This window comes from Pseudoalteromonas sp. PPB1 (genome assembly GCF_015356275.1).
GTDB lineage: Bacteria > Pseudomonadota > Gammaproteobacteria > Enterobacterales > Alteromonadaceae > Pseudoalteromonas > Pseudoalteromonas rubra_D.
In genome coordinates, this window is record NZ_JACEQV010000004.1 from 193,568 (window position 1) to 215,879 (window position 22,312).

Consider the following 22,312-nt stretch of genomic DNA (forward strand, 5'->3'; position numbering starts at 1 on the left):
CGTTATCGTTTGCGACTAGTAAAACTTACACATCCCCAACCCCAGTTTTTCGCCGTCTCGCAGTGAATAACCGTAGCGCTGGTAGAAGGTTTCTTTGCCAGCCGCAGCCAGCAAAGCGGCGGTCGCGCCACTTTGGCAATGTGCCGCCAGATACTGTTCTATGTTATCCATAATAAGGTGGCCAAGGCCCTGGCCCTGGTGGCTTGGGTGCACTATGACATCCTGAATGTAAAAGTACATGTGCCCGTCGCCTACAATCCGACCACAGGCAATTAATTTATCTGCCTTCCGACACCGCACCCAGTAAAGTGACGCAGTAATGCTGGCCGCAACGATATCGGGCGCAGGGTTTTGCCAGCCTACACTTTTGCGCAGCGCGCTAAATTCCCTGGGATCAGGAGGGGTATGCAGGATCTTTAGTTCAGTCATCGACATCAAACCTGTCAACCAATTGATCCAGGTTGTTGGCCAGTTCAACCAATTGTGTTGCACCTGTATGCAGCGCATCGGCAGAGTCACCCACTTGTTGTACTGACTGACTTACGCCGTGAATACGAGATTGGGTGTCCTCAGCAGCTTGCCCTTGCGCATTGGCCTGCTGAGAAATGTCAGCAATGATCCCCTTAACGCGGGAAACTGAGCTGGCAATATCATCGAATGCCTGATGGGCTAGCTCCGACTGGTCGATGGCATGTTTTGATTCCCCTACACTGGCAGTCATGCGTTCAGACACACTGCGAGTTTGCTCAATCAGCTTAGTTAAAACCTGTTCAATATCCTGAGTGGCATCGTGAGAGCGCTGTGCCAGCGTCCGTACTTCGTCGGCCACAACTGCAAACCCCCGGCCTTGCTCACCGGCACGGGCCGCTTCAATAGCGGCATTAAGGGCCAGCAAGTTAGTTTGTTCGGCAATGGTGCGGATCACCTCCAGAATATTGGTGATGTTGTTACTTTCATTTTCAAGCTTGCTCATGGCCGTCGCTGAGTCGCCCAGAGAGTCGTTAAGCTTAGCGACCTGAGCCACAGTGCTTTGGATCATCTGGTTACCAGTCTGGGTGTGTTGCTCCGTCGTCGAGATTTCGTTGAGTGCATCACCACAGTTGTCGCTGACTGTCATGGCCATGCTTGCCATGGATTGCGTGGTATCCGTCGCGGTTTGCGATGTTTTTTCCTGATGACGGCACTGGCTACGAATATCATTGATCCGTGATTGAGAGCTCTGGGCTTCACTATTCAGGGTGCGTGCATTGCCCTGAATGTCTTTCACCAAGGCATTAATGGAGTTGAGGAATTGGTTAAACCAGGTTGCCAGCTCGCTTATTTCATCATTGCCAATGACCTGGAGTCGTTTTGATAAATTACCCTCACCCTGAGCGATTTCTTTTAGCCCGTCCGATACCATTTCAATGGGGTAAACGATTTTGTTAGCCAGCACAATGGCAATGACCACAAACAGCGCCAGCATGATGACCGCAATGATACTGATGCTGTAGGTCATATTATAAGACGAGGTGAGGATCTCATCTTCTTCAATGATGGCGATGAAGGTCCAGCCAAGTTCTTCAGAGCGATAAAACTTGGCATAGAAGGCTTTGTCCTGATACTCCAGCGTAATGAAAGGCGCATTCCCCGCGTTCTGTATTGCCTTATAACGGGCATCATTCAAATCACGAATGTTCTTAAAGTTACTGTCGGCATTTTTCGGATCTGCCAGCACCGTCCCCTGATTGTCGAGCAGCAATAAGTAGCCGGTTTGGCCGAGTTTAATGTTGCTCACAATGTCGGTGAGTGTCGATAAGGTTACATCCAGTGATTGTACGCCTAACATCTCGTTGTTTTTCATGATCCCGGTGGCGACGGAAACCATCGCCTGTCCGGTGACGCCTTGATAGGGTTCTGTGATAATGACCTGAGATGGGTTTGAGCTAACTTGCTGATACCAAGGGCGCTTACGAGGGTCGTAGTTACCAAGTGGCTCTGCGGGATACTGAATAAAGCCACCCTCACGGGTACCGAGGTAGACAAATAATAGTTCGGGGTGGGTTTTGCCAAAGGTGGTGTACAAATCGAAGATGGCCGCCTCGGCCTCGCCGGACGCGTCGGGCATCATCATCTTTTCGGCGCCCAGGTAGGTTGTGGTGTCTTTGCTCACCGACTGTACCGTTTTGCTCTGCGCTAAGAATCGGGCATTACTTTTCATCTGATCAAAAAAGATGATAAATGCATTCTCAATTTGTCTGATCTCGTTAACCGATGTCTCTAAGAATCGGTCCAGTGACTCCTGTTTGGTGCGCGAGATACTCATGATGGATATTGCAAGAATAGGAATGATAACGGTCATAACAAAGCTTAAGATCAGCTTTTTACGCATTCTCATGGGCAACCACCTCGTTTTTTATTCTAATAATAGTGTAGTTGTGAACGGAGCATGTTGCTCTGATGTGATGTCAATTTATGACATTAATTCGAAGATACTATTGCAAACTTTGCACGGGAGGACAAGGGGCGAGGCTGAAGGATGTACGGCTTTCTTATCGATGCAGAGTTCTGAACTCAGAACTCTGTTTTGGCTTAACGGCAATAGTGGTACAAGGAAAACATATCACAAATTTTGCCTGATAATGAGGCGGCCACATCACCACCCGCGATTTGCGGCGTCGCCTGTTGAGGAAGTGAATGAGACTCCGAAAGGCGTTTTAAATTGGTTTTCTTTACCTTTATTTTCATGTTGTTATCCAGTTTTTGTTGTATTAGAGATCATAGCTTTTCAATCCCTGTATGATAGTGATAAATAACCAGGCTCACTCAAACGTACTAAAAGTACAAAAGTAACCTTGTGACTGAAGGGCTAAGCACTCCTTGCCTGCCTTCATATTCATTTAAGCGCATGTATAATAATTGGTCAAATGTTTTTACTAATTTATTTTATATCGTGTTTTTTCATCAGTTTATAGAAGTCTGAGCGATTTCTTTGAGCCAGTTTGGCGGCCTGAGGGACATTGTTCTCACACAGGGCGAGCACTTTTATCAGATAATCACGTTCAAACTGACGTTTAGCTTCATTCAGTCCGACAAAGGCTTGCTTGTCGTCTTGTTCTGGCAGTGCGCTGATAATACTGTCTGCAGTGATTAATTTGCCGGGTGTCATCGCTACACAGTATTCAACTACGTTATGTAGCTGACGAATATTGCCTGGCCAGGCATAACTTAACAGCGCCGTTGTGGCGTCTAAAGAGAGGCGTTTTTGTCCAGCGGCGAGTTGCTTGATAAACAAGTCTGCCAGTAGGGGGATGTCTTCCACTCGCTCACGCAGCGCAGGCAACTGAATGGCGACGACGTTGAGCCGATAGTACAGATCTTCTCTGAATTTTCCTTCGCTGACAGCCTGCGCCAGGTTCTTATGGCTGGCGGAGAGAATACGGACATCAACCGTTTGTTCGTGCTGCCCGCCGATCGGCCGGACCGTTTTTTCCTGTAATACCCGTAATAGCTTTACCTGTAAATCGAGTGGCATATCTCCTATTTCGTCCAATAATAAAGTGCCTTTATCGGCACTTTGGATCAGCCCCTGTTTATCCGAAATTGCGCCGGTAAATGCCCCCTTTTTATGGCCAAACAGCTCTGATTCAAGCAAGTGCGCGGGCAGGGCACCACAGTTGATGGCGATAAAAGGACCCTGGGCATGACTGCTCGCCCGGTGAATGGCGCGTGCGGTGACTTCCTTACCCGTGCCACTTTCACCCTGGAGCAAAATATTAGCCTGACTGGGCGCGATGGCTTTAATCTGCTGTACCAGTTGGCGCATGCTCGCGCTCTGGTGATACAAGCCGTGAAAGTTATCCGGATCAGTGAGTTGTATCACCCTGTTTTTAGGTAATGCTTTGTCGATCGCTGCCAGTAGTTCTTCGCTGTTTATCGGTTTGGTAATAAAAGCGGTGATCCCTTGCTCAATGGCATCCACAGCATCGGGGATCGAGCCATGCGCAGTCATCATGATCACAGGCAGGCCTGGGTATTGGGCTTGTAATTTCTGGTTCAGTGCCAGACCGTCCATGTGCTCCATTCGTAAGTCGGTGATCACTACATCAACAGGTATACTGGCCAGTTGTCGCAAGGCCGCATGGCCACTACTGGCCAGGGTTACGTCAAAGCCATGACTTTCCAGGCGTATTGCCAGCAGCTCGCTCAATGCCGGATCATCATCGACCAGCAAAACAGAGAGGGTGTGGGTGTCTGAGGTAGGCGGTGTTGTATAAGACATTATTGCTGCTCCGGCGTTTGAATGGGCGCATTCAGGGGCATGTCCTGAAGCCTTTGTTGTTCGATCTCGGCCAGCGCCTGTTTGAGCGTGAGCAGTGCCTGATTGGTTTGGGTCAACTGCGTTTGGATCTGGCTCAATTTGGCGTTGCTTCGATGCAAACGGATCTTTTGTCCCCGCAGCACCTGCGTCTGTTGTTTCAGGGTATCGAACCACAGATGGTAGTGTTGGGGCCAGGACTGACTTTGTTTGATCTTTGCAATTGCTTGCAACTGTCTGGTTGTTGACACGGTATTGCAGTAGCTGTGTATGAAGGTCTCAATAGCGGCCTGACCGATATAAGGTTCAGGCTTTTGTTGCTCAACAGCTTGATTGTTTTGACACAGCCTCAGGTAGCGTTGCAGTAGTAGCGCCAAAGAAGCGTATTGTGGCTCAAGCGTTTTGCGAGGCCCGACAAAGTGGGTGTTTTGCTGTGTTGGACTCAGTTGGCAACCGCTCAGGCCGATAACGAGTGTCACGATTAAAAAGAGGGGTTTCATCTGCTTTCTCCGTGTTTTGGCAGTGTCAGAGTAAATTCGCAGCCTGGCCGGGTATTTTGCCACTGTAACTGGCCACCGCACTGGCTCATACATTCATGCGCAATGGCCAGGCCCAGTCCACTGCCTGCTATTTTTTGGCTGCGCTGGCCTCTGACAAAGGGTTTGAATAAGTGACTGGCCTCCTGGGGATCGAGCCCGGGCCCATCGTCCCGGATACTGATCTGCCAGTGGCTTGAGGTAGCCAAAAAGTCGATGCGGATCTGGCTGTGTGTATATTGAATTGCATTACTGAGCAGGTGTGTCAGAGCCAGTTTGACTGGTAGCTCAGGTAAGTCTGCGAGTTGCTGCTCAAAGTGCCAGTGAATACGGATATCTCGCCTCTGCAGCCGTTGTGCAAAGTGGTCCTCCAGTTGTGCTTTGATCGCCCGGGCACTACAGCGTGCCTGTTGGCTGTGTGGGTGACTGGCAGCGCTAAACGTAAGCAGATCGTCAATGAGCTGAGTGAGCTTGGCGACAGAGACGTGGAGAATATCGGTTACGCGTCGTTGCTTGTCATTGAGCTGCCCAAGGTGATCGCTATTCAGCAACTCTGTGCCCTCTTTAATGGAGGCGAGTGGGGTTTTCAGTTCGTGCGATACGTGGCGTAAAAAGGTTTCCTTTTGATGTTTGCTGGCAGCCAGCTCCTGGCGCAATTGCTCAAGACGCTCACCCAGCTGGCTGAACTCGCGGCTGCCTGCTAGCTGGATTGGCGTAGTAAAACGGTCTTCACCAATGACTTCTATGGCTCGCTCCAGCTGAAATAGCTGACCGGAGATCCGCTTGATAAGCCAGATACTCATGCCGACTAGGATAGGTAACAGAATGCTCAGTCCAATTAAAAAGCGCTGCCGGATGAGACTTTGCTGCAAGAGCGCATCCGTTAGCTGTTTGTCCAGAGTCTGTTGCAGCGGTTGTGACTGGCGAGTTAGTGCATCGGCCAGTGCTGACAGGGTGTTACTGTCTGGTGTCTGGGTGTGTTGGAGCAGGTGTTGCCAATTAGCAACTGTTGCATCTTTCTCAAGTCGCGTAAGCAGTGATATAAGTCTATTTTTTTGCACCTGCCAGCTTTTGTTAATGCTTATTTTTAATTGTTCGCTTTGTAGTAACTGATTGTTTTGTTGTGCTTTCTGAAGTGCCTGAAAGGCGTTTTTTAACTCACTGAATTCTGATTTAACTTTCTGATTTTCAATATAAATATCCTGAACTCTATGCTGCTGATAGGCAACAGACTGAATAAACCACAAGGTCAACAGCAACAGAGGAACCAGGGCCAGCATTAATGCCATAAGTGCCTGTTTCCACAATGCCTGAGAAAAAAAGGGTCTGAGTGGCGTGTGTGAGCGTAATTTTGAGCTGGCATGGAGCATAAAGAGCCTGATAGTTTGCGCGCTTTTGGTTGACTGTTGCCAATTAGCGACAGATATAAGTAACTGATTTTAAATAGTAAGCTAAAAACGCGAGTTGAATTTTGTCGCCATTTAGCAACAAATCGCCTTAATGTCCCCTGAACTTTTTTACCCAAGAAAAACTAACTTATTGAAAATTAATATCTAATTAAACCTGGCATCAAAGTTGGAATAGTCTTGTCAAACGCAGCCGGAAAGCTCAGAACAGTTTCGCGGCGGCACACATTCAAAAACAGAAGGAAAATATGATGAAAACAGCGATGACAATGATGACAGCTATGGCTCTGACGGTGTTGGCGACACAGGCAATTGCAGGCGAGGATTTTGAAAAGTATGACACGGATGGTGATGGCACCATTAGTTTGAATGAGGCGACGGCAAACTCCTTGCTCATGGGCCAGTTCAAAGTTCTGGATAGCAATAGTGATGGCTTGCTGAGCAGAAAAGAATTCTCTGAGTTTAACGGCTAAATCGCGTTTTAGCCGGAGGATCAGATATGCAAATTACATACGTTTTTGCGTTGACCCTGGGAATGTTCACCTGTGCGTTAGCGTTTGCAACTGAAGTCGATTTTGCACTTTTGGATGACAACAGCGATGGCCTGATCAGTCGCTCAGAAGCAGCTAAGGTCTCTCTGGTCGCTGACGCATTTAAACGCCTGGATACAAACCGGGATGGCGCGCTGAGTGCCAAAGAATTTAAACACTTTAACAAGCATTTATGAGGAACTTGATATGTACAAGCTTATGTTAAGCACCATTTTGATGGCAGCCAGTATTGGCGCGCATGCTGCGGACAGTTCGTTTTCAACTTTTGATACCAATGGTGATGGGTATATCTCTAAGTCGGAAGCCGCGGGCTCGGATACATTGATGGTCATTTTCGAAAAACTGGACACCAATGGCGACGGTAAACTATCGGAACAGGAGTTTAGTCAGTAGGACATCATTCTGACACAGTTTTCTTCTCCCAATTTTGTATTTTTACGCAACGATCTTCATGGGTCCTTCCATGAGTCAAGGCACCTGATAAGGGTGCCTTTTTCGTTTATCAGGCTGTTGCTGCCATGATATGTTCACTACGTAGTAGGCCGTACATATAGCCATCATAGTAACCATGGCTAAATTTAAAGTGCTGACGTAAATGGGCCTCACGTTGCATGCCGAGCTTTTCCATTAAGCGCCAGGAAGCCTGATTTTCGACAGCACAAAATGCACAGACTTTATTGAGTCCAAATTGCTCAAAGGCAGCTTCAATCAGCCCGTTTGCAGCTTCAAACGCATAACCCTGGCCAATATATTTTTCACTCAAACGATAACCGATTTCGGCTGTTTTGGCGTTATGGCACAAAAATTTATACATGAGTTCACCAACCAGTACATTGTCTTCACGTCTGATGATGGCCAGCAGCAGTCTTTCATGCTCATTTGCCTGCCAGGGGGCTGTTGCCTGATCAATTCGGTCCTGAGCATCTTTTAGTGTCGCTGGTTCACCAATATACCTGGAGGTATCCGGATTACGCCGGCTCTCGTAAATGGCATGAAGGTCACTTTGCTGAAGCGGCCGGATAGTAAATCGGGCAGTGTTAAAGTGGAGTTTTTCGAACATGATTGATCCCAATATTATACTTATGTGTGTTCAAAATGAGGTCGCTGAATACGGATAGTACGCCAGCAAAGTAGCAACAATGCAGCACAGACAGCGATCAGTAGCGCGATGGCTTGCGTGTTATCTGGCAGCCATTGATTCACCAGCCAGGCAATGACAGAAAATATCAGTAACTCAATTGCCCCGACCAAAGCGTTTGCGGTGCCCGCGTGAGTAGGGTGTAGTAAGCCAATCAGGTGCATATAGCTTGGAAAATATCCGCCAAATACCAACATAATGGCGGCATAGGCCAGTAATATCGCTATGGCGTTGTCGCTGGCTAATACGAAGGTCAGTGCACTCAGTAATAGTGCAGGCCACAGCCACAAAACAATTTTCATATAGCTAACGTGGCGCTGTAAGACTTTAGCAAACACAGCGCCCAACAACAGACCCACCATAGGCAGCATCATGGCTTGTCCGGTCTGGCTAGTGGTGAAGCCAAAGCGGTCCTGAAGTAAAAACGGCAAATGTAGCTGGAGCGTCAAATACAAAAAGGTTGGCACCCATTTGAGACTGGCCAGCGATAAAAAGACCTGACAGCGCACCATATTTTGATAGTGCCGAACCAGGCTCATTGGGTTAATCACAAAAGGTTGAGGTTCGCTGGCTTTGAGCAGACTCAGCCCGAATATGGTGATGAACAGATAGTATGTAATGAGCACCAGTGACAAACCCTGCCAGCCAAACCAACTGCTCAGCATACCGCCGAGCAGGGGGGCAATAATTGCGGTGACGCTTGCCGAGATGGCCACGGTTGCCATGGCACTTTTTAATCTGGCCCCCGACAGTCGTTGAGCCAATAATGTGCGGCTGATTAACACCGGTGAAGCGGAGCCCGCACCTTGCAAAATTCGTCCGAGTAAAAAAGTGGTGCTGTCTGGTGCAACGGCACATAACAGTGTACCTGCCAGTAAGATGGCTTGCCCGGCGATAAACAGTGGCCGATCACCGTACTTGTCGCGCAGCGGTCCAACAATCAGTTGAGAGGCGCCAAGCGTAATGAAATAGCTGATGATCATTGCCTGACTCATGCCATTGGTTAGCACCAGGCTGTCTGCAATATCTGGTAAAACAGGCATATACACCTGGCTGACCAGCTGAGAGCAGGACATGAGTAAAACAGCAAGCATGGTAAATAGATGCACGAGCACTCCAGCGCGAAGTAAATTTGACCCGGGCACTATACGCCGCTTTCATTGTCCTAAAAATAAGGTAATAATTAAAATACTATTTCCTAATAGGAATTAATTTAATGGATTGGTTAACGGCAACACGCAGTTTTTGCGTTCTGGCAGAGCTGGGTAGCTTTACTAAAGCGGCTGAGCATCAAGGGGTTTCGGCATCTGCTATGAGTAAACGAATTGACTGGCTGGAAAGGCATCTGGGGCAAAGTTTGTTCATTCGCACGACCCGACAGGTTAATCTCACGGAGCAAGGGCAGCATTTTTTTCCTCGTGCCAGAGACTGGCTTGCCCAGTTTGAAGCACTGCTAGAAACCGCGCAATCTGAGCAATGCGAGTTACAGGGCAGTTTGAAAATAGCGGCGACACAGGCGGTGGGCAGCAGTGTATTAATGCCCAAAATTGAGCAGTTTTTGTCGCAATATCCGCAGATCACCATTCACCTGAATGTACTGGCGCCGGGAGAGCCGCCGGATTTACAGCACGATGTGGTGATCACCCGGTATAACGAGTCGTTTGATTCAGTCTCGCACAAAGGCACCCGGTTGTTTGACTATCAAATGCAGCTGTTTGGGGCCCCTGAATATCTGGCACGTTGCGATGAAATAACCTGTGTTGAGGACCTGGCACAACATAAGATGTTGCTGAGTAGTTATTATCATAAAATTGGGGGCGTTGTACTTGAAGATGGCAGATTGTTTGAGTTTACCAACTATAATTTTGTGACCGATCATCTCGATGCCATTTTAAAAGCGGCAGTGCAGGGAATTGGTTTGCTGTTTATCGCACCAAGCTATATTGAGCGGGAGTTAAGATCTGGCGCCCTGGTGCCCATTTTGCCGGATATTCGCTCTGAGATAAAACAACTCTGGGCCTATTACCCAAAGGCTAGCTATACACCCCGTAAAACCAGGTTGTTTATTGAACACCTTAAAAATAACGTTGTAACTCTGTAAGAGTGGGCACTTGTTTAGTGTGACCGTGGCTAATTACAGCGTTACCCCGGCCAACGAGCCGGGGCTGATAGCGATGCTGGCGATTTTTTAAAAGCGGTAAGTCAGGCCCAGACTCAGCTGGAATTGGTTAAGTACATCGCCATCAAAGTGCCATGCACAGACGTCCTCATCGCTGCCATCACAGCGTACTTTAGACGAGTTTTTGATAGAAGACGCAAGCCAGCGCAGCTCTGTTTGCGCGCTGAACCCGGCTCCTAAATGATATTTCAGGCCACCATAAAAGCCCGCAGCAAAAAAGTGATCAGCTTCTTCAAAATTGGGAGTTACTCTATTTACACCGATCTGAGCACCGATATAGCTGTCCAGATTATCTGTGATATCCACATCTATGGCGCTTTGAAACATCAGATATTCCATATCCACTTTCTGGATTGGTGCATCTTCAAATTCAGTTTCTAGCATGCTGTAAAACAGGCCATAGCGTTTTTTATTCAGATAGCGATCAAAGCTGATGCCAAAGTGGTTTTCATCGGCCAGGTTAACCACTGCTTTTTGACTGGTATGCAATTCCTGATTGCTACTTTTGCCACCATACAGGGTGACACCAAAGCCGTTATTGGCCAGAGCAGAGCCGGAAAACAGGCCTAAACCAAGTGCTAACCACACATAGCTGCGCATAATAAATCCTTGTTATCTCGTGTGTTGTCTGATGAGTTTATTTGCCAAGAAAGTAACATGCCTTTACGACCAATAATAGGTATTTAGTAACTTAATTTGTGTTGGCAGGGTTATTTGTGTCATCAGCATTGGCGCCGTCTTGCAACCTCAAGTACAATAGGGGTTTTCGATCGCAATACACCGGACTCTTTCCTATGGAAATCAAAGTAAATTATCTCGATAATCTTCGAATTGACGCCAAATTTGATGATTTTTCTGTCATTGCCGACCAACCTATTCGTTATAAAGGCGATGGTTCGGCACCCAGCCCGTTTGACTATTTTCTGGCGTCGTCTGCGCTGTGTGCTGCTTACTTTGTGAAAGTGTATTGTAATGCGCGTGATATTCCGACCGATGGAATTCGTGTGGCGCAAAACAACATTGTTGACCCGGAAAATCGTTACAACCAGATCTTCAAAATTCAGGTTGAGCTGCCAGAGAGTATCTCTGAGAAAGACCGTCAGGGCATCTTGCGTTCAATCGACCGTTGTACTGTGAAAAAAGTGATCCAGACCGGACCTGAGTTCCAGGTTGAAGCGGTAGAGAGCCTGGATGACGATGCACAAGCCATGCTGATGGTAAACACCGACTCTGACGCCAGCACCTTCATTCTGGGTAAAGATCTGCCACTGGAGCAAACCATTGCCAATATGACGGGTATTCTGTCAGAGCTGGGCATGAAAATCGAAGTAGCCTCATGGCGTAACATTGTGCCCAACGTTTGGTCTTTGCATATTCGTGATGCTGCATCGCCTATGTGTTTCACCAATGGTAAAGGTGCGACTAAAGAAAGCGCGCTGTGCTCGGCGCTGGGCGAGTTTATTGAGCGACTGAACTGCAATTTTTTCTATAACGACCAGTTCTTTGGTGAAGAAATTGCCAATGCCGAGTTTGTTCATTACCCCAATGAAAAGTGGTTTAAGCCGGGCCACAACGACGAGTTGCCAGCCGAGATCCTGGATGGCTACACGCGTGAAATCTACGATCCGGAAGGCGAGCTGCGCGGCTCTAACCTGATAGACACCAACTCGGGCAATATCGAGCGTGGTATTTGTTCTATTCCTTACACGCGTCACAGCGACGGTGAAACGGTTTATTTTCCATCTAACCTGATTGAAAACCTGTTTCTGAGTAACGGTATGAGCGCCGGTAATAACCTGTTTGAAGCCAAAGTACAGTGTTTGTCTGAGATCTTTGAGCGCGCGGTGAAAAAGCAGATCATTGAACAGGAAATTGTACTGCCAGACGTGCCTGAAGACGTACTGGCCAAGTTCCCGGGTATTGTGGCGGGCATTAAAGGCCTTGAAGAGCAGGGCTTCCCGGTTGTGGTAAAAGATGCATCCCTGGGCGGCCAGTTCCCGGTGATGTGCGTGACTCTGATGAACCCGAAAACCGGCGGTGTGTTTGCCTCTTTTGGTGCGCACCCGAGCCTGGAAGTTGCGCTGGAGCGCAGCTTAACCGAGCTGTTGCAGGGCCGCAGCTTTGAAGGTCTGAATGATGTGCCAAAGCCGACTTTTAACAGCATGGTAGTGTCTGAGCCGGAGAACTTTGTTGAGCACTTCATTGATTCTACCGGCGTGATCTCATGGCGTTTCTTCAGTGCCAAACATGATTATGAGTTTGTGGAGTGGGACTTCACGGGCACCAACGAAGAAGAGTGTGACAAACTGTTCGCCATTCTTAAAGATTTGGGCAAAGAGGCGTATATTGCAGAGTTTACCGATATGGGCACCGCCTGCCGTATTCTGGTGCCTGGCTACTCTGAGGTTTACCCGGCCGAAGACTTAATCTGGGACAACACCAACAAAGCCCTGCAATACCGCGAAGACATTCTGAACATTCACTCGCTGGAAGACGAAGCACTAGCCGATTTGGTTAATCGCCTTGAAGAAAGTCAGCTTGATAATTATATCGATATCATCACGTTGATCGGGGTTGAATTCGACGAGAATACAGTGTGGGGTCAGCTGACCATTCTGGAGCTGAAGATCCTGATCTATCTGGCGCTGGGCGACATTGAAGCGGCCATTGAGCTGGTTGAAACCTTCCTGCAATACAACGACAACACGGTTGAACGCGGCTTGTTCTACCAGGCTATGCACGCCACGCTGGAAGTGGCGCTGGACGAAGAGCTGGAAATTGAAGACTACATCCACAGCTTTACCCGTATGTTCGGTAAAGAAGTGATGGATGCGGTGATTGGCTCAATCAACGGTGATGTAAAGTTCTATGGTCTGACACCGACCAACATGCAACTGGAAGGCCTGGATAAGCACCTGCGCCTGATCGACAGCTATAAAAAGCTGCACGCCGCACGCGCTAAGTTTGCGAAGGGGTAAATTGTACTGTGTCATTCAAGCTTGCTGGGTTAATTGCCAGCCAGCTTGAGTGACTTAGGGTAAGGTGAGAGGGAGCCTCTACCAACAATACTCCCTCTCGCTACAAAGTGAGCTCGCATTCTGCTATACCGGCCTTGAGCTGGTATTTTGTCACAAGTATTTTAGGTTATTCACAGCCATCAAGGAGCGTAGTTAAATATACAACCCTTGCTGATTAATCGTTTTCTCCGTCAATGCTTTATCCAGCCAACCGAGTTTGACAGGTGTCTCGTAAAGCCGTGGATTACCTAGTTGTGGCCAGATGTGGCACAGTCCGGGTACAAAGACTTTAGCAGTGCTCAGTGGAATAGGCGAGCGTGAATAATCCAGTGCCAGTGTTTCCATATCCAGTCTGTTTAACTGTTCAACAATGGCCAGAATATCATCCTTCAGATCACCGCTTTGCGTTAGCTGATAGCTTGCACGAGATGCATTGGCCTCAGGCTGAAGGAAACTATCATCGGTAATGGCATCAAAATCAAAGGGGGCACCATTTTGGTCCCGGATAGGAATAAGCTGACATAACTCAGTGAGCGCGCGTTGTGCGGCCATTTCCGGCTTTAAGTGGCAGCCGAAGCCAAATACATACCCCTGAGTTGCTTTGTTACGGCCAATCGCTGCCATTACGGGCACGCCGGTATCCACGGTGAGGTCCAGCACCCAATAGTCGTGTTCAGCGGTGATTGTTTGGTGCAGCGGTGCCAAATAATCCGGATCCAGGCCGCTTAACTCAAACTGTGGACGCGGTAAGCGGTTGTACCACCAGACAGCAGTTGCATCACGCTCAAGCAATTCAAACAAAGCCTGTAAAATGGCCTCTTCCAGGTTATTGCCTGCGGCACAGCCATTAGAATGCCATTTGCCAAAGCGGTCTTCTTCAAACGGCGTATTGGCAAAGCAGCAAACGGTGGGCACAAAGACTTTTTCATCGCATGTAAGCGACCACAGAGCAGTCCAATTGACAGCCTCTCCAGTATAGGAAAGCGCGGCTTGCTTACGCTGAGACTCTGAGTCCGCAGGGTCCGCAAAGCGCGCATACTGTTGCTCGCTGTAGGGTAACAACTGAGAAAAGTTATAACTGCGGGCGTCCAGTTGATGAGCCTGTGCGACTTGAGTTAGCTCATCGCCCACATACTGTGCATTTTTACGTTCGATAGCTTCGCATAATGCACTGGCCTTAGACTGTTCGTGTGTGACGCCTTTGCCTAAGCAAACTTGTATAAAGCTTTGTGAATCAATGTTTTCTGAAGCCCTAACGGTTGGGGTTTTAAAAAATGCTGTTCTATAAATTATGATTGGGGTGTCGCTCTTTTGTGAAATAGGCTCTAGGTGAGTAATTGCCCCAACTTTTGTACCTACAAATGGCATTAATCGTTCAACAGTCGCTTTAGCAGTTTGAATACGAGAGCCGCCATCGGAATTTGTTACCATCGCTGAAGAGGCTAGGGTGATATGGTGATCAACACTAAGAGGTGAGTTGAGCCTCAGTGGCACCACATACTCTTGAGTATTAATATCTCTGATATCAATACATAACAGTGTCTGTTTTTCTGTATCGATATGATGATTTAAGCGCATGCTTAAACTGTCGAGGTTTTTTTTCAGGTATGTGGCAGTATCCTCATTAGTTGGTGGGTTGACGTCCTGTCCAGGCAACTTTTTGGATAAGTAGTGTATTACTGGTTTATTGTGCAACAAGAGCTTTCTAAGTGTCGTAAAGTCGCCATAGTTACAGAGCTTAGGTGTGATGCTTACCGTGTGCCCAGAAACTTCAATCAGATAACCAGGTACATTCTCACTGGATAATGTCCTGTTGAGCTTGTCACAAAGGAAATTTTCAGTTATTTGGATGTGGGTATCAGGCAGTTTACTAATCAACCTATTGAAAGTGCCATCACTTTCGAGCGAGTTATTGATATTACGTGCATACTCTGAGTCTGGCTCTACGAGTTGTAAAAAAGTCCCTTTACGCAGGAAATTGCCAACATATCTTAAGAAGTGGTTGGCATCTTCATGAGAGGTAGGTTCATCTATAATCGACTTGATAGTTCGCTTACCATCAATACACGATATAAGAGGGAAGTCCTGATTGCTGAACAAAACCTCACCTTCAGTAGATATTACAACAATATCACTGTTATTTAGGATGATAGGTTTATATTGAGGTTGCCAGCCAATTATCAAGTCAAAATTAAGTGTCATAAATTGAATAGAGGCCTTGGGTTATTTTGCAAAATATCTGAAATTTGCTCATTGCTAAGACTGGGCATTTCATTAGCCATTTGTGCAAGGTCAAAGTGAAGGTGGTCCGGGTGAGGGTAATCACTCCCAAAGATGAGCTTTTCGTGACCTATCGCGTTAACCGTTTCACTTATAGGCTCTCCAATTTCAACACCAACCCAACAGTGCCTGATAAAGTATTCAGACGGGCGCATTCTTATATTGGTATGTGTGATGGATGGAAACTCGTTGTGACAAATATTATCCAGCCTCCATAACCAGTGGGGTACCCATGAACAACCAGCTTCCAGAAAAGCTATTTTCAATTTCGGGTTGCGCTCAAAGACGCCAGACTCGAGAAGAGAAACAAATGCCATTTGTGCCTCCATTGGATGAGAGCACGCATGGAGTGAGAAGCGATTCTTGAATCGATCCATACCAACAGTCTCACCTTGCAAGTGTGTACCGCCATGGAATGTAACTGCTAATTCATGATGCGCACACGCTTGCCAAAATTGTTCGTATCGATCATCGCCAAGCGATATGCCAAGTATTGGTTCTGGTCTTAGCGCAAGAGCACTCCATCCCTTTCGCACAGCATCTTCAACTTGTTCCAGTAAGGAGCTGGGATCATGACGGCTAATCAGATAAGCTGGAATAAATCTGTCTTTGGCATAATTGCAATAGTCCTCAATCCAACGGTTATAGCCTTTCGCAAACTCCCGCGATGTCAGCGCATCTACCTTACTGTGATTTACGATAAGGCCAGCAAAAGTAGGATATATGATTGCCTTATCCACACCCGTTCTGTTTAGTTCTTCTAGGTGATCAATTGGATTTGTAGCAGAAATTCGTTCATTGATACTTTCGCTATTGATTAGCGCTGAGGCGATTTGTAGATCTTTACCCCAGTTACTGAATACTGGTTCTTCACCGACCATATAGCTCGGAGGAATAGGGATCTGTTTGCCCGATTCGTCTTTCAGGTCAATTTCCGCACTTGCAGGTTTTAACCAGATAGGCGTTTTTTCGTATACTTCTTTGCTTATATATTCTTTCCAGATTTCAACTGGCTCAATTACGTGTCTGTCACAGTCAATGACTTTTTGCATGCTAAAAATTACTCTCTTTCGTATATAATAGGGCAGAATCGTTCATCATTAATTACTAGTGCATACCCGTAATCTTCTACGTTATTATCAAATTCAACCTCGTCCGTGAAAAGGCCAACGGTGATGACGATTCTGTCTGTTGGAGATTCGTTAGGATAACTACCATGTAAAGCGTTGAAATCATGGAAACTGATCCCACCTAAGGGCAATGTCACTTGTTCCTCTTTCCAATTCTGAGTTTTGTAGAAGTTTTGTAAGAGAGGTACTTGTGAGTTCATATTTTGGATCTCGCCACCTGTATGCTCAAGCGTTGGCTCCCATGTATGTGAGCCTGGTATGATCACCAGTGGGCCAGAGTTTGAATTAATATCAACCAGAGGGATCCAAGCAGTCAGAGTACCTTTTTTAAAAAAAGGCATATGTTGCGAATCTCTATGAAATCCTACGTTGCCCTTGGATTGGGAGCCACTCGGTTTATAAAATAGTTGGCATCCCCATACATTTATTTTTGAAGCACCTGTTAATTTAGCTGCTAGATTACCAATTTGAGATTGTGTAATTGCCTGATAAATACGTTCATCCGACATGTGTATCTGTGTCAGACGAGTTAATTCTGAGTTGCCATCGCCAAAGTGACACCAAGGCTGAACTCCTGTTTGGTATTCTTTTTCGAGGACTTGTTTTACACCCTGTTTGGCTTTAAGTAGTAAATCTATATCCAGGATAGGTTGGTCAAAAACGGCATAGCCGTTTTCGGAGAAAAAGTTTTTTACCGTCATTTTAATTCGAGGCCATTTATTAAAACGGCCTCACTCCAGGTTGTCAGGTACTGGTGAATGGCTGGTTTGCTCGAGCTGCGACAAGGTCTGCAAGTGCCATTGGGGAGACATCTTCAGAGTAATCAGGTGCAGGCAAGTCAATAAACAGCGTGCTGGTGTATTCGTTTACGTTATACACTTTTTCTCCAGCCTCTTCTGTAGCCGGCTCTTTGCTTGCATATGACAGATAGATATTTAGCTCATCAGCAACTCTATACCCCAGGTTTTCCAGCAAAACAGGGTAATCTCTTAGATTTGGCTTTGTAACAGGATCAATACACTCAGTTGTACTCAAAGCCCAGTTATAAGAGATCAGGCGAGGTACAAAATGCAACCAGCTGTAGTCGTCATCAACACCTTCGCTGCCGCCTCTGTCTGAATTTTCAACTTCATTATTGCCTATGGCAGAGTTTATGTTGCTATAGCCACTAGCTTTATGACTTGAACTTGAATCGACCAGAGCATCTATTTTTAGGTTTAGCGGGATATGATCAGAAGAAGTTGAACTAGCTGGATAATGAAATAATTGAGAAAATGGAAAAAATCTTTGCATTGAGATGTAGTCCGATAACACGCTACTTCTCTCTGCATTTATATTATGGGGCGGTAGCTTGACTTCCAAGTCTATCAGTAAGTTTTTCCAACCATTTTTACTGGACCAAAAGGTAGATGAGTCATATATTGGTGTCCGATTTTCTTCATTTCTTTCGCAAATGTTAATGATTGAGTACTGTTGACTCGCGTCTTTACCTGTCAGGTTTGATAATAGGCTCACCCCATGTGAAGCACTACCGTCTTTGTTAAAATGGGTGTATTCTCGGATATTAGAAATGCCCAGATTCTTCATTATGTAAAAAAGTCGGTTTTCTCCCGCGTTAGCTAATACGCGTTCCTTGTTGTCCCATAAATAAGATATTATCTTTTGGAAGGCAATATCCCACTCAGAGTTTGTTGTTACTTTCCAGTTAATTTCATTTGTGCTGTTTGTCATGGTAGTTCCTTTTGCTTACAGAATGTAGACCTGTTACTCGATACGAGTATAATTAACACAGCGTTTGTAGTGAAGGCTTTCCTTTTTAAGTTTCATCAATCAATAGTTATAGAATTTGATCAGGCTTGAAATATAGTGACTGTAGTGTAAGTCACAGCTCTTGTCGCTAAATATACAACCCTTGCTGATTAATCGTTTTCTCCGTCAATGCTTTATCCAGCCAACCGAGTTTGACAGGTGTCTCATAAAGCCGTGGATTACCTAGTTGTGGCCAGATGTGGCACAGCCCGGGTACAAAGACTTTAGCAGTGCTCAGTGGAATAGGCGAGCGTGAATAATCCAGTGCCAGTGTTTCCATATCCAGGCTGTTTAACTGTTCAACAATGACGAGAATATCATCCTTCAGATCACCGCTTTGTGTTAGCTGATAGCTTGCACGAGATGCATTGGCCTCAGGCTGAAGGAAACTATCATCGGTAATGGCATCAAAATCAAAGGGGGCACCATTTTGGTCCCGGATAGGAATAAGCTGACATAACTCAGTGAGCGCGCGTTGTGCGGCCATTTCGGGTTTTAAGTGGCAGCCGAAGCCAAATACATATCCCTGGGTTACTTTGTTACGGCCAATCGCTGCCATTACGGGCACACCGGTATCCACGGTGAGATCCAGCACCCAATAGTCGTGTTCAGCGGTGATTGTTTGGTGCAGCGGTGCCAAATAATCTGGGTCCAGAGCGCTTAACTCAAACTGTGGGCGCGGTAAGCGGTTGTACCACCAGATAGCAGTTGCATCACGCTCAAGCAACTCAAATAACGCCTGTAAAATGGCTTCTTCTAGATTATTACCAGCGGCACAGCCATTAGAATGCCATTTGCCAAAACGGTCTTCTTCAAACGGCGTATTGGCAAAACAGCAAACGGTGGGCACAAAGACTTTTTCATCGCGTGTAAGCGACCACAGAGCAGTCCAATTGACAGCCTCTCCAGTATAGGAAAGCGCGACTTGCTTACGCTGAGATTCTGAGTCCGCAGGGTCCGCAAAGCGCGTATACTGCTGCTCGCTGTAGGGTAACAACTGAGAAAAGTTATAGCTGCGGGCGTCAAGTTGATGAGCCTGTGCGACTTGAGTTAGCTCATCGCCCACATACTGTGCATTTTTACGTTCGACAGCTTCGCATAATGCACTGGCCTTAGACTGTTCGTGTGTGACGCCTTTGCCAAGCGTTTGTTGGGCAAAATCGCCACCACTAATTAGCTTTGGAGCTTTCATTGGGCATTTGTAAAATCCTGAAGTGAATATCTTAATTGAGTCCAAAGGAGAGGACAGTTTAGTTTCAGGAAAAATATAACCCAGTTGGCGGCCAATAAATGGTGCAAGTTTTTTGAGTGTGTCTTCTGCTTTATAAGCCCTTGAACCACCATCTGCGTCATAGGTGATTGGAGTGCTTTTAAGAGATAATTCAGACGTGCTATTAGAGTGCGGTATACGCTCCAAATTATCAAAATTATACCTGGCAGATGAGCCATGCTGAATATCAAAAACCAACGCTTCAACGCAGTCGAGGGTATTAACTAGCGAGCAAAGCTGTTTTGGTATTTTCGGGAAAGACAGCAAGCGACCTTTGCCTTTACCAAACTTATCCATAAAGAGGTCGAGTGGCCGGCTGGCAAAAATCCATGCCAAGTAACTCTCTAATTTGTCAGTACATGTTATAACCGGTGAAATATAAATGCTATTTTTATATACTTCACAAAACCTTAGGGGGAAATGTTCCTGTAGATTTGTTACTTTCCTAATATCTTCGATTAGTATGCAAGAGTTCTGCAAGTGTGATGATATACGCTGCCAGTTTTCTGCGAAGCTTTGTACGAAACAACTTGATCCATATATTCCTTCGATAAGTTCTGTTTTCGTATCTTGTAGATCAACCGCTTCAACTAGCCAGCCTCTTTTAGTCGCGTTTTCTACTTGATAATAAAAGTGGGCTAAAAGTTCGGCAGGAACACTTTTCGCCAGCTCATCAACATTTGTCAGGCTTTTGAAGTGTGAGAACAAGGGGAAATTCTTAGCATCCAAAACAAATTCATTAGTTTGGCTGTTAAGCAGAACGTTATCATGCTTATCCATAAAGAAACTGAATTTGCTATTAAACTTGAGTTTCATAATATAGTTACGTTTCCAAATTAAAGTGTTTTTGCAAAAACAGAACACTTAGGAAGTGGCAAACAATAATGTCATCTGAAAAATCTAGCTGAGTCTGATTTTTTACAACAGACTCAAAAAAAGTGATGACTTTATCTATATCGTAAATACCCAATTGTGATTCTCTGTTAGACAATTCATATAATTCATCTAGCAGATAAAGTGTAATGTTTTTGGTTAAGTTAGTCGGAGCTAAAAAAGGTTTTTTGATTTGCTCTACATGCAAATGAGGGAAGTTCACAGTAAATGCATCTCTTAAAATTCTCTTATTTTTACCGTTGCAATACTTGAAGGCAGTTGGGAGTGAGTGAATGAAAGCGACCAATGAGTTATCCAGGAAAGGCTGGCGACCTTCTATTGAGTTTGCCAGTTCAGTTTTATCTCCCAGAGCAAGCAAGTTATAGTCCTGATATACAGTGTTATAGTGAAGCCATTGGCTGTATCCAATGGAGGAGGTAATTATGTCACTGTGCGGTGCGGTTAAGTGCGTTGTGTAACAAGCATCAGAGAAACCAGCAGAGCGCAAAGCTTTGAATAACTGAAAGTTCGATGTAGCACTTACAATTGCGCTGGGTGTAAAATTCAATGCAGCCTCAAGTATGCTTTGACCTTCAAAAAGCAGAGTGTGTTCGCCTTGTTGTGTTAGAGGAGAATTCAAATCATATTGGAAAAACTGATAGCCAAGCAATGATTCATCAGCCCCTTCTCCTGTCAGTGCAATTCTAATCCCGCTTTCCTGTACTTTACGGCTCAACAGGTATTTGGCTGCAACATTTAAATTTGGCACTATCGATTCTGCATGATAGATAGATTTTTCAAATGATCCAATGAGATCGCTGTGATCTAGTTGAAGTGTATGGTGTTTAATTCCAAGCTGCTTAGCCAATTTTTCAGCTGCCAGACTTTCATCTAGTGGACTATTAGAGAATCCGATACTGAATGATTCAGCTTTGTCGCTCAGTCGAGCTGATAAAGCGCTGATATATGATGAGTCTATGCCAGAGCTTAAGTAACAAGCAAAACGCTCTTGAGGTATTCTTTTGTGCACGGCTTGCTCAAACTGCCGGCTAAACTCTTGCGTTGCTTGTTCGTAAGAAATATCACACTGTTCAAATAAATCGGGGTTAAACGGAGACTGCTTGCAAAATGGATAGCTTTTTAGGTCTTGATTTGTGAACTCAACTATATGACCTGGGGGGACAGAAAAGACTCCTTTAACAAATGTTTCTTTGGCACCTACTAAAAATCGTTCTTTTGCAACTAAATAGTGCTCATTCCATACAGCTGGTACACCCGCAGATAGCAAAGCTTTAATTTCTGATGCGGCTATAAAATAATCATTATTATGGTAGTAATAGAGTGGCTTGCTGCCATTTCTGTCTCGGGCAAGGTATAGCCTATTGCTTTCTCTGTTGTAAGTACATAATGAAAACTCACCATCGAGACTCGCTACAAAGCTGATTCCAAAAAGCTCTATACCTTTGAGTACATATTCGCTGTCAGAATTTGTTTGAAATACAGCTCCTTTTGCCTTTAGTTTTTCTCTGTCATTATATATCTCACCATTTACAGAAATTATCCATGGGGTATTATCGGACAGCATTGGTTGGGTTGCTATTTTGCCACCATTAATTGCCAGTCTATTATGACCTATGTAAGTGTTATGGTTTTTATCTGAATAGAGTCCCGTTTGATCTGGCCCCCTGTGCTTCATAGATACAAGAGCTTGTGGGAGGTTCAATGATGAGGTTTTACTATATTGAGCTGCTAATATTCCACACATAAAAACTAACTAATGTAGAGAGGTAATAGAGTTTTACATGTAAATTTACATGTAAAACTCT

20 protein-coding genes are annotated in these 22,312 nt (G+C 45.7%); 5 read left to right on the forward strand and 15 right to left on the reverse strand.

Annotated elements, in window-relative coordinates; translation table 11 throughout:
• Positions 1–15: 15 nt before the first annotated feature.
• The 6 genes from IY568_RS05955 to IY568_RS05980 all read right to left on the reverse strand — a co-directional run bounded on the left by IY568_RS05955 (position 16) and on the right by IY568_RS05980 (position 6,203).
• Positions 16–429 (reverse strand): GNAT family N-acetyltransferase, encoded by a 414-nt coding sequence (locus tag IY568_RS05955; RefSeq protein ID WP_194867037.1) that lies wholly within the window; start codon positions 427–429, stop codon positions 16–18.
• Positions 422–2,377: a methyl-accepting chemotaxis protein gene (locus IY568_RS05960; RefSeq protein ID WP_194867038.1), complete on the reverse strand. Its 1,956-nt coding sequence runs from the start codon at positions 2,375–2,377 to the stop codon at positions 422–424. Before IY568_RS05960 ends, IY568_RS05955 begins: the two co-directional genes overlap by 8 nt.
• A 194-nt stretch (positions 2,378–2,571) precedes the next feature.
• Entirely contained in the window at positions 2,572–2,727 is a 156-nt protein-coding gene (locus IY568_RS05965; protein ID WP_155946430.1) for a hypothetical protein, read from the reverse strand.
• A 193-nt stretch (positions 2,728–2,920) separates the two neighbouring features.
• Positions 2,921–4,261, reverse strand: coding sequence for a sigma-54-dependent transcriptional regulator (locus IY568_RS05970; RefSeq protein WP_194867039.1), 1,341 nt, complete (start codon positions 4,259–4,261; stop codon positions 2,921–2,923).
• Positions 4,261–4,797 (reverse strand): hypothetical protein, encoded by a 537-nt coding sequence (locus IY568_RS05975; protein WP_194867040.1) that lies wholly within the window; start codon positions 4,795–4,797, stop codon positions 4,261–4,263. The genes IY568_RS05970 and IY568_RS05975 overlap by 1 nt, the downstream gene beginning before the upstream one ends.
• Positions 4,794–6,203: a HAMP domain-containing sensor histidine kinase gene (locus tag IY568_RS05980; RefSeq protein WP_194867041.1), complete on the reverse strand. Its 1,410-nt coding sequence runs from the start codon at positions 6,201–6,203 to the stop codon at positions 4,794–4,796. The genes IY568_RS05975 and IY568_RS05980 overlap by 4 nt, the downstream gene beginning before the upstream one ends.
• 284 nt (positions 6,204–6,487) lie before the next feature.
• Here IY568_RS05980 and IY568_RS05985 point away from each other — a divergent pair, with 284 nt between their 5' ends.
• From IY568_RS05985 to IY568_RS25265, 3 genes are read left to right on the forward strand one after another with little or no spacing between them, the layout of a single operon-like run.
• Complete coding sequence (locus IY568_RS05985; protein ID WP_228553151.1) at positions 6,488–6,712, forward strand: EF-hand domain-containing protein; 225 nt, start codon at positions 6,488–6,490, stop codon at positions 6,710–6,712.
• A gap of 26 nt (positions 6,713–6,738) precedes the next feature.
• Positions 6,739–6,966 (forward strand): EF-hand domain-containing protein, encoded by a 228-nt coding sequence (locus IY568_RS05990; RefSeq protein ID WP_125557622.1) that lies wholly within the window; start codon positions 6,739–6,741, stop codon positions 6,964–6,966.
• On the forward strand, positions 6,929–7,183 hold the full coding sequence (locus IY568_RS25265) for an EF-hand domain-containing protein (RefSeq protein WP_323744724.1): 255 nt from the start codon (positions 6,929–6,931) through the stop codon (positions 7,181–7,183). The genes IY568_RS05990 and IY568_RS25265 overlap by 38 nt, the downstream gene beginning before the upstream one ends.
• Positions 7,184–7,292: 109 nt before the next feature.
• Here IY568_RS25265 and IY568_RS06000 read toward each other — a convergent pair whose 3' ends face one another.
• Both IY568_RS06000 and IY568_RS06005 read right to left on the reverse strand, forming a co-directional pair.
• Positions 7,293–7,850 carry a GNAT family N-acetyltransferase gene (locus IY568_RS06000; RefSeq protein WP_194867043.1) on the reverse strand — a complete coding sequence of 186 codons (558 nt, stop codon included), beginning with the start codon at positions 7,848–7,850 and terminating at the stop codon, positions 7,293–7,295.
• A 20-nt stretch (positions 7,851–7,870) separates the two neighbouring features.
• Positions 7,871–9,037, reverse strand: a complete 1,167-nt coding sequence (locus IY568_RS06005; RefSeq protein ID WP_230090695.1) for an MFS transporter — start codon at positions 9,035–9,037, stop codon at positions 7,871–7,873.
• Between the two features lie 107 nt (positions 9,038–9,144).
• Between IY568_RS06005 and IY568_RS06010 the strand changes: the two genes are divergently transcribed.
• Positions 9,145–10,029, forward strand: a complete 885-nt coding sequence (locus tag IY568_RS06010) for a LysR family transcriptional regulator (RefSeq protein WP_125557616.1) — start codon at positions 9,145–9,147, stop codon at positions 10,027–10,029.
• 87 nt (positions 10,030–10,116) lie between these two features.
• Here IY568_RS06010 and IY568_RS06015 read toward each other — a convergent pair whose 3' ends face one another.
• Positions 10,117–10,707, reverse strand: coding sequence for a hypothetical protein (locus IY568_RS06015; RefSeq protein WP_125557614.1), 591 nt, complete (start codon positions 10,705–10,707; stop codon positions 10,117–10,119).
• A gap of 194 nt (positions 10,708–10,901) precedes the next feature.
• On the opposite strand from IY568_RS06015, the gene IY568_RS06020 reads away from it, so the two are divergent.
• Positions 10,902–13,085 carry an OsmC domain/YcaO domain-containing protein gene (locus tag IY568_RS06020; RefSeq protein WP_194867044.1) on the forward strand — a complete coding sequence of 728 codons (2,184 nt, stop codon included), beginning with the start codon at positions 10,902–10,904 and terminating at the stop codon, positions 13,083–13,085.
• 192 nt (positions 13,086–13,277) lie between these two features.
• On the opposite strand, the gene IY568_RS06025 is transcribed toward IY568_RS06020, so the two are convergent.
• The 6 genes from IY568_RS06025 to asnB all read right to left on the reverse strand — a co-directional run bounded on the left by IY568_RS06025 (position 13,278) and on the right by asnB (position 22,251).
• Positions 13,278–15,326, reverse strand: a complete 2,049-nt coding sequence (locus IY568_RS06025; protein WP_194867045.1) for a YcaO-like family protein — start codon at positions 15,324–15,326, stop codon at positions 13,278–13,280.
• Positions 15,323–16,456, reverse strand: a complete 1,134-nt coding sequence (locus IY568_RS06030; protein ID WP_194867046.1) for an amidohydrolase family protein — start codon at positions 16,454–16,456, stop codon at positions 15,323–15,325. The genes IY568_RS06025 and IY568_RS06030 overlap by 4 nt, the downstream gene beginning before the upstream one ends.
• 8 nt (positions 16,457–16,464) lie before the next feature.
• Entirely contained in the window at positions 16,465–17,235 is a 771-nt protein-coding gene (locus tag IY568_RS06035; protein ID WP_194867047.1) for a phytanoyl-CoA dioxygenase family protein, read from the reverse strand.
• Between the two features lie 43 nt (positions 17,236–17,278).
• Positions 17,279–18,265, reverse strand: a complete 987-nt coding sequence (locus IY568_RS06040) for a hypothetical protein (protein ID WP_194867048.1) — start codon at positions 18,263–18,265, stop codon at positions 17,279–17,281.
• A 166-nt stretch (positions 18,266–18,431) separates the two neighbouring features.
• A complete protein-coding gene (locus IY568_RS06045) occupies positions 18,432–19,949 on the reverse strand; it encodes a YcaO-like family protein (protein ID WP_228553152.1) in 1,518 nt (505 codons plus the stop codon).
• Between the two features lie 487 nt (positions 19,950–20,436).
• The gene (asnB, locus tag IY568_RS06050) at positions 20,437–22,251 is read right to left on the reverse strand and encodes an asparagine synthase (glutamine-hydrolyzing) (RefSeq protein ID WP_194867050.1); all 1,815 of its coding nucleotides are present in this window, start codon (positions 22,249–22,251) and stop codon (positions 20,437–20,439) included.
• Positions 22,252–22,312 lie beyond the last annotated feature (61 nt).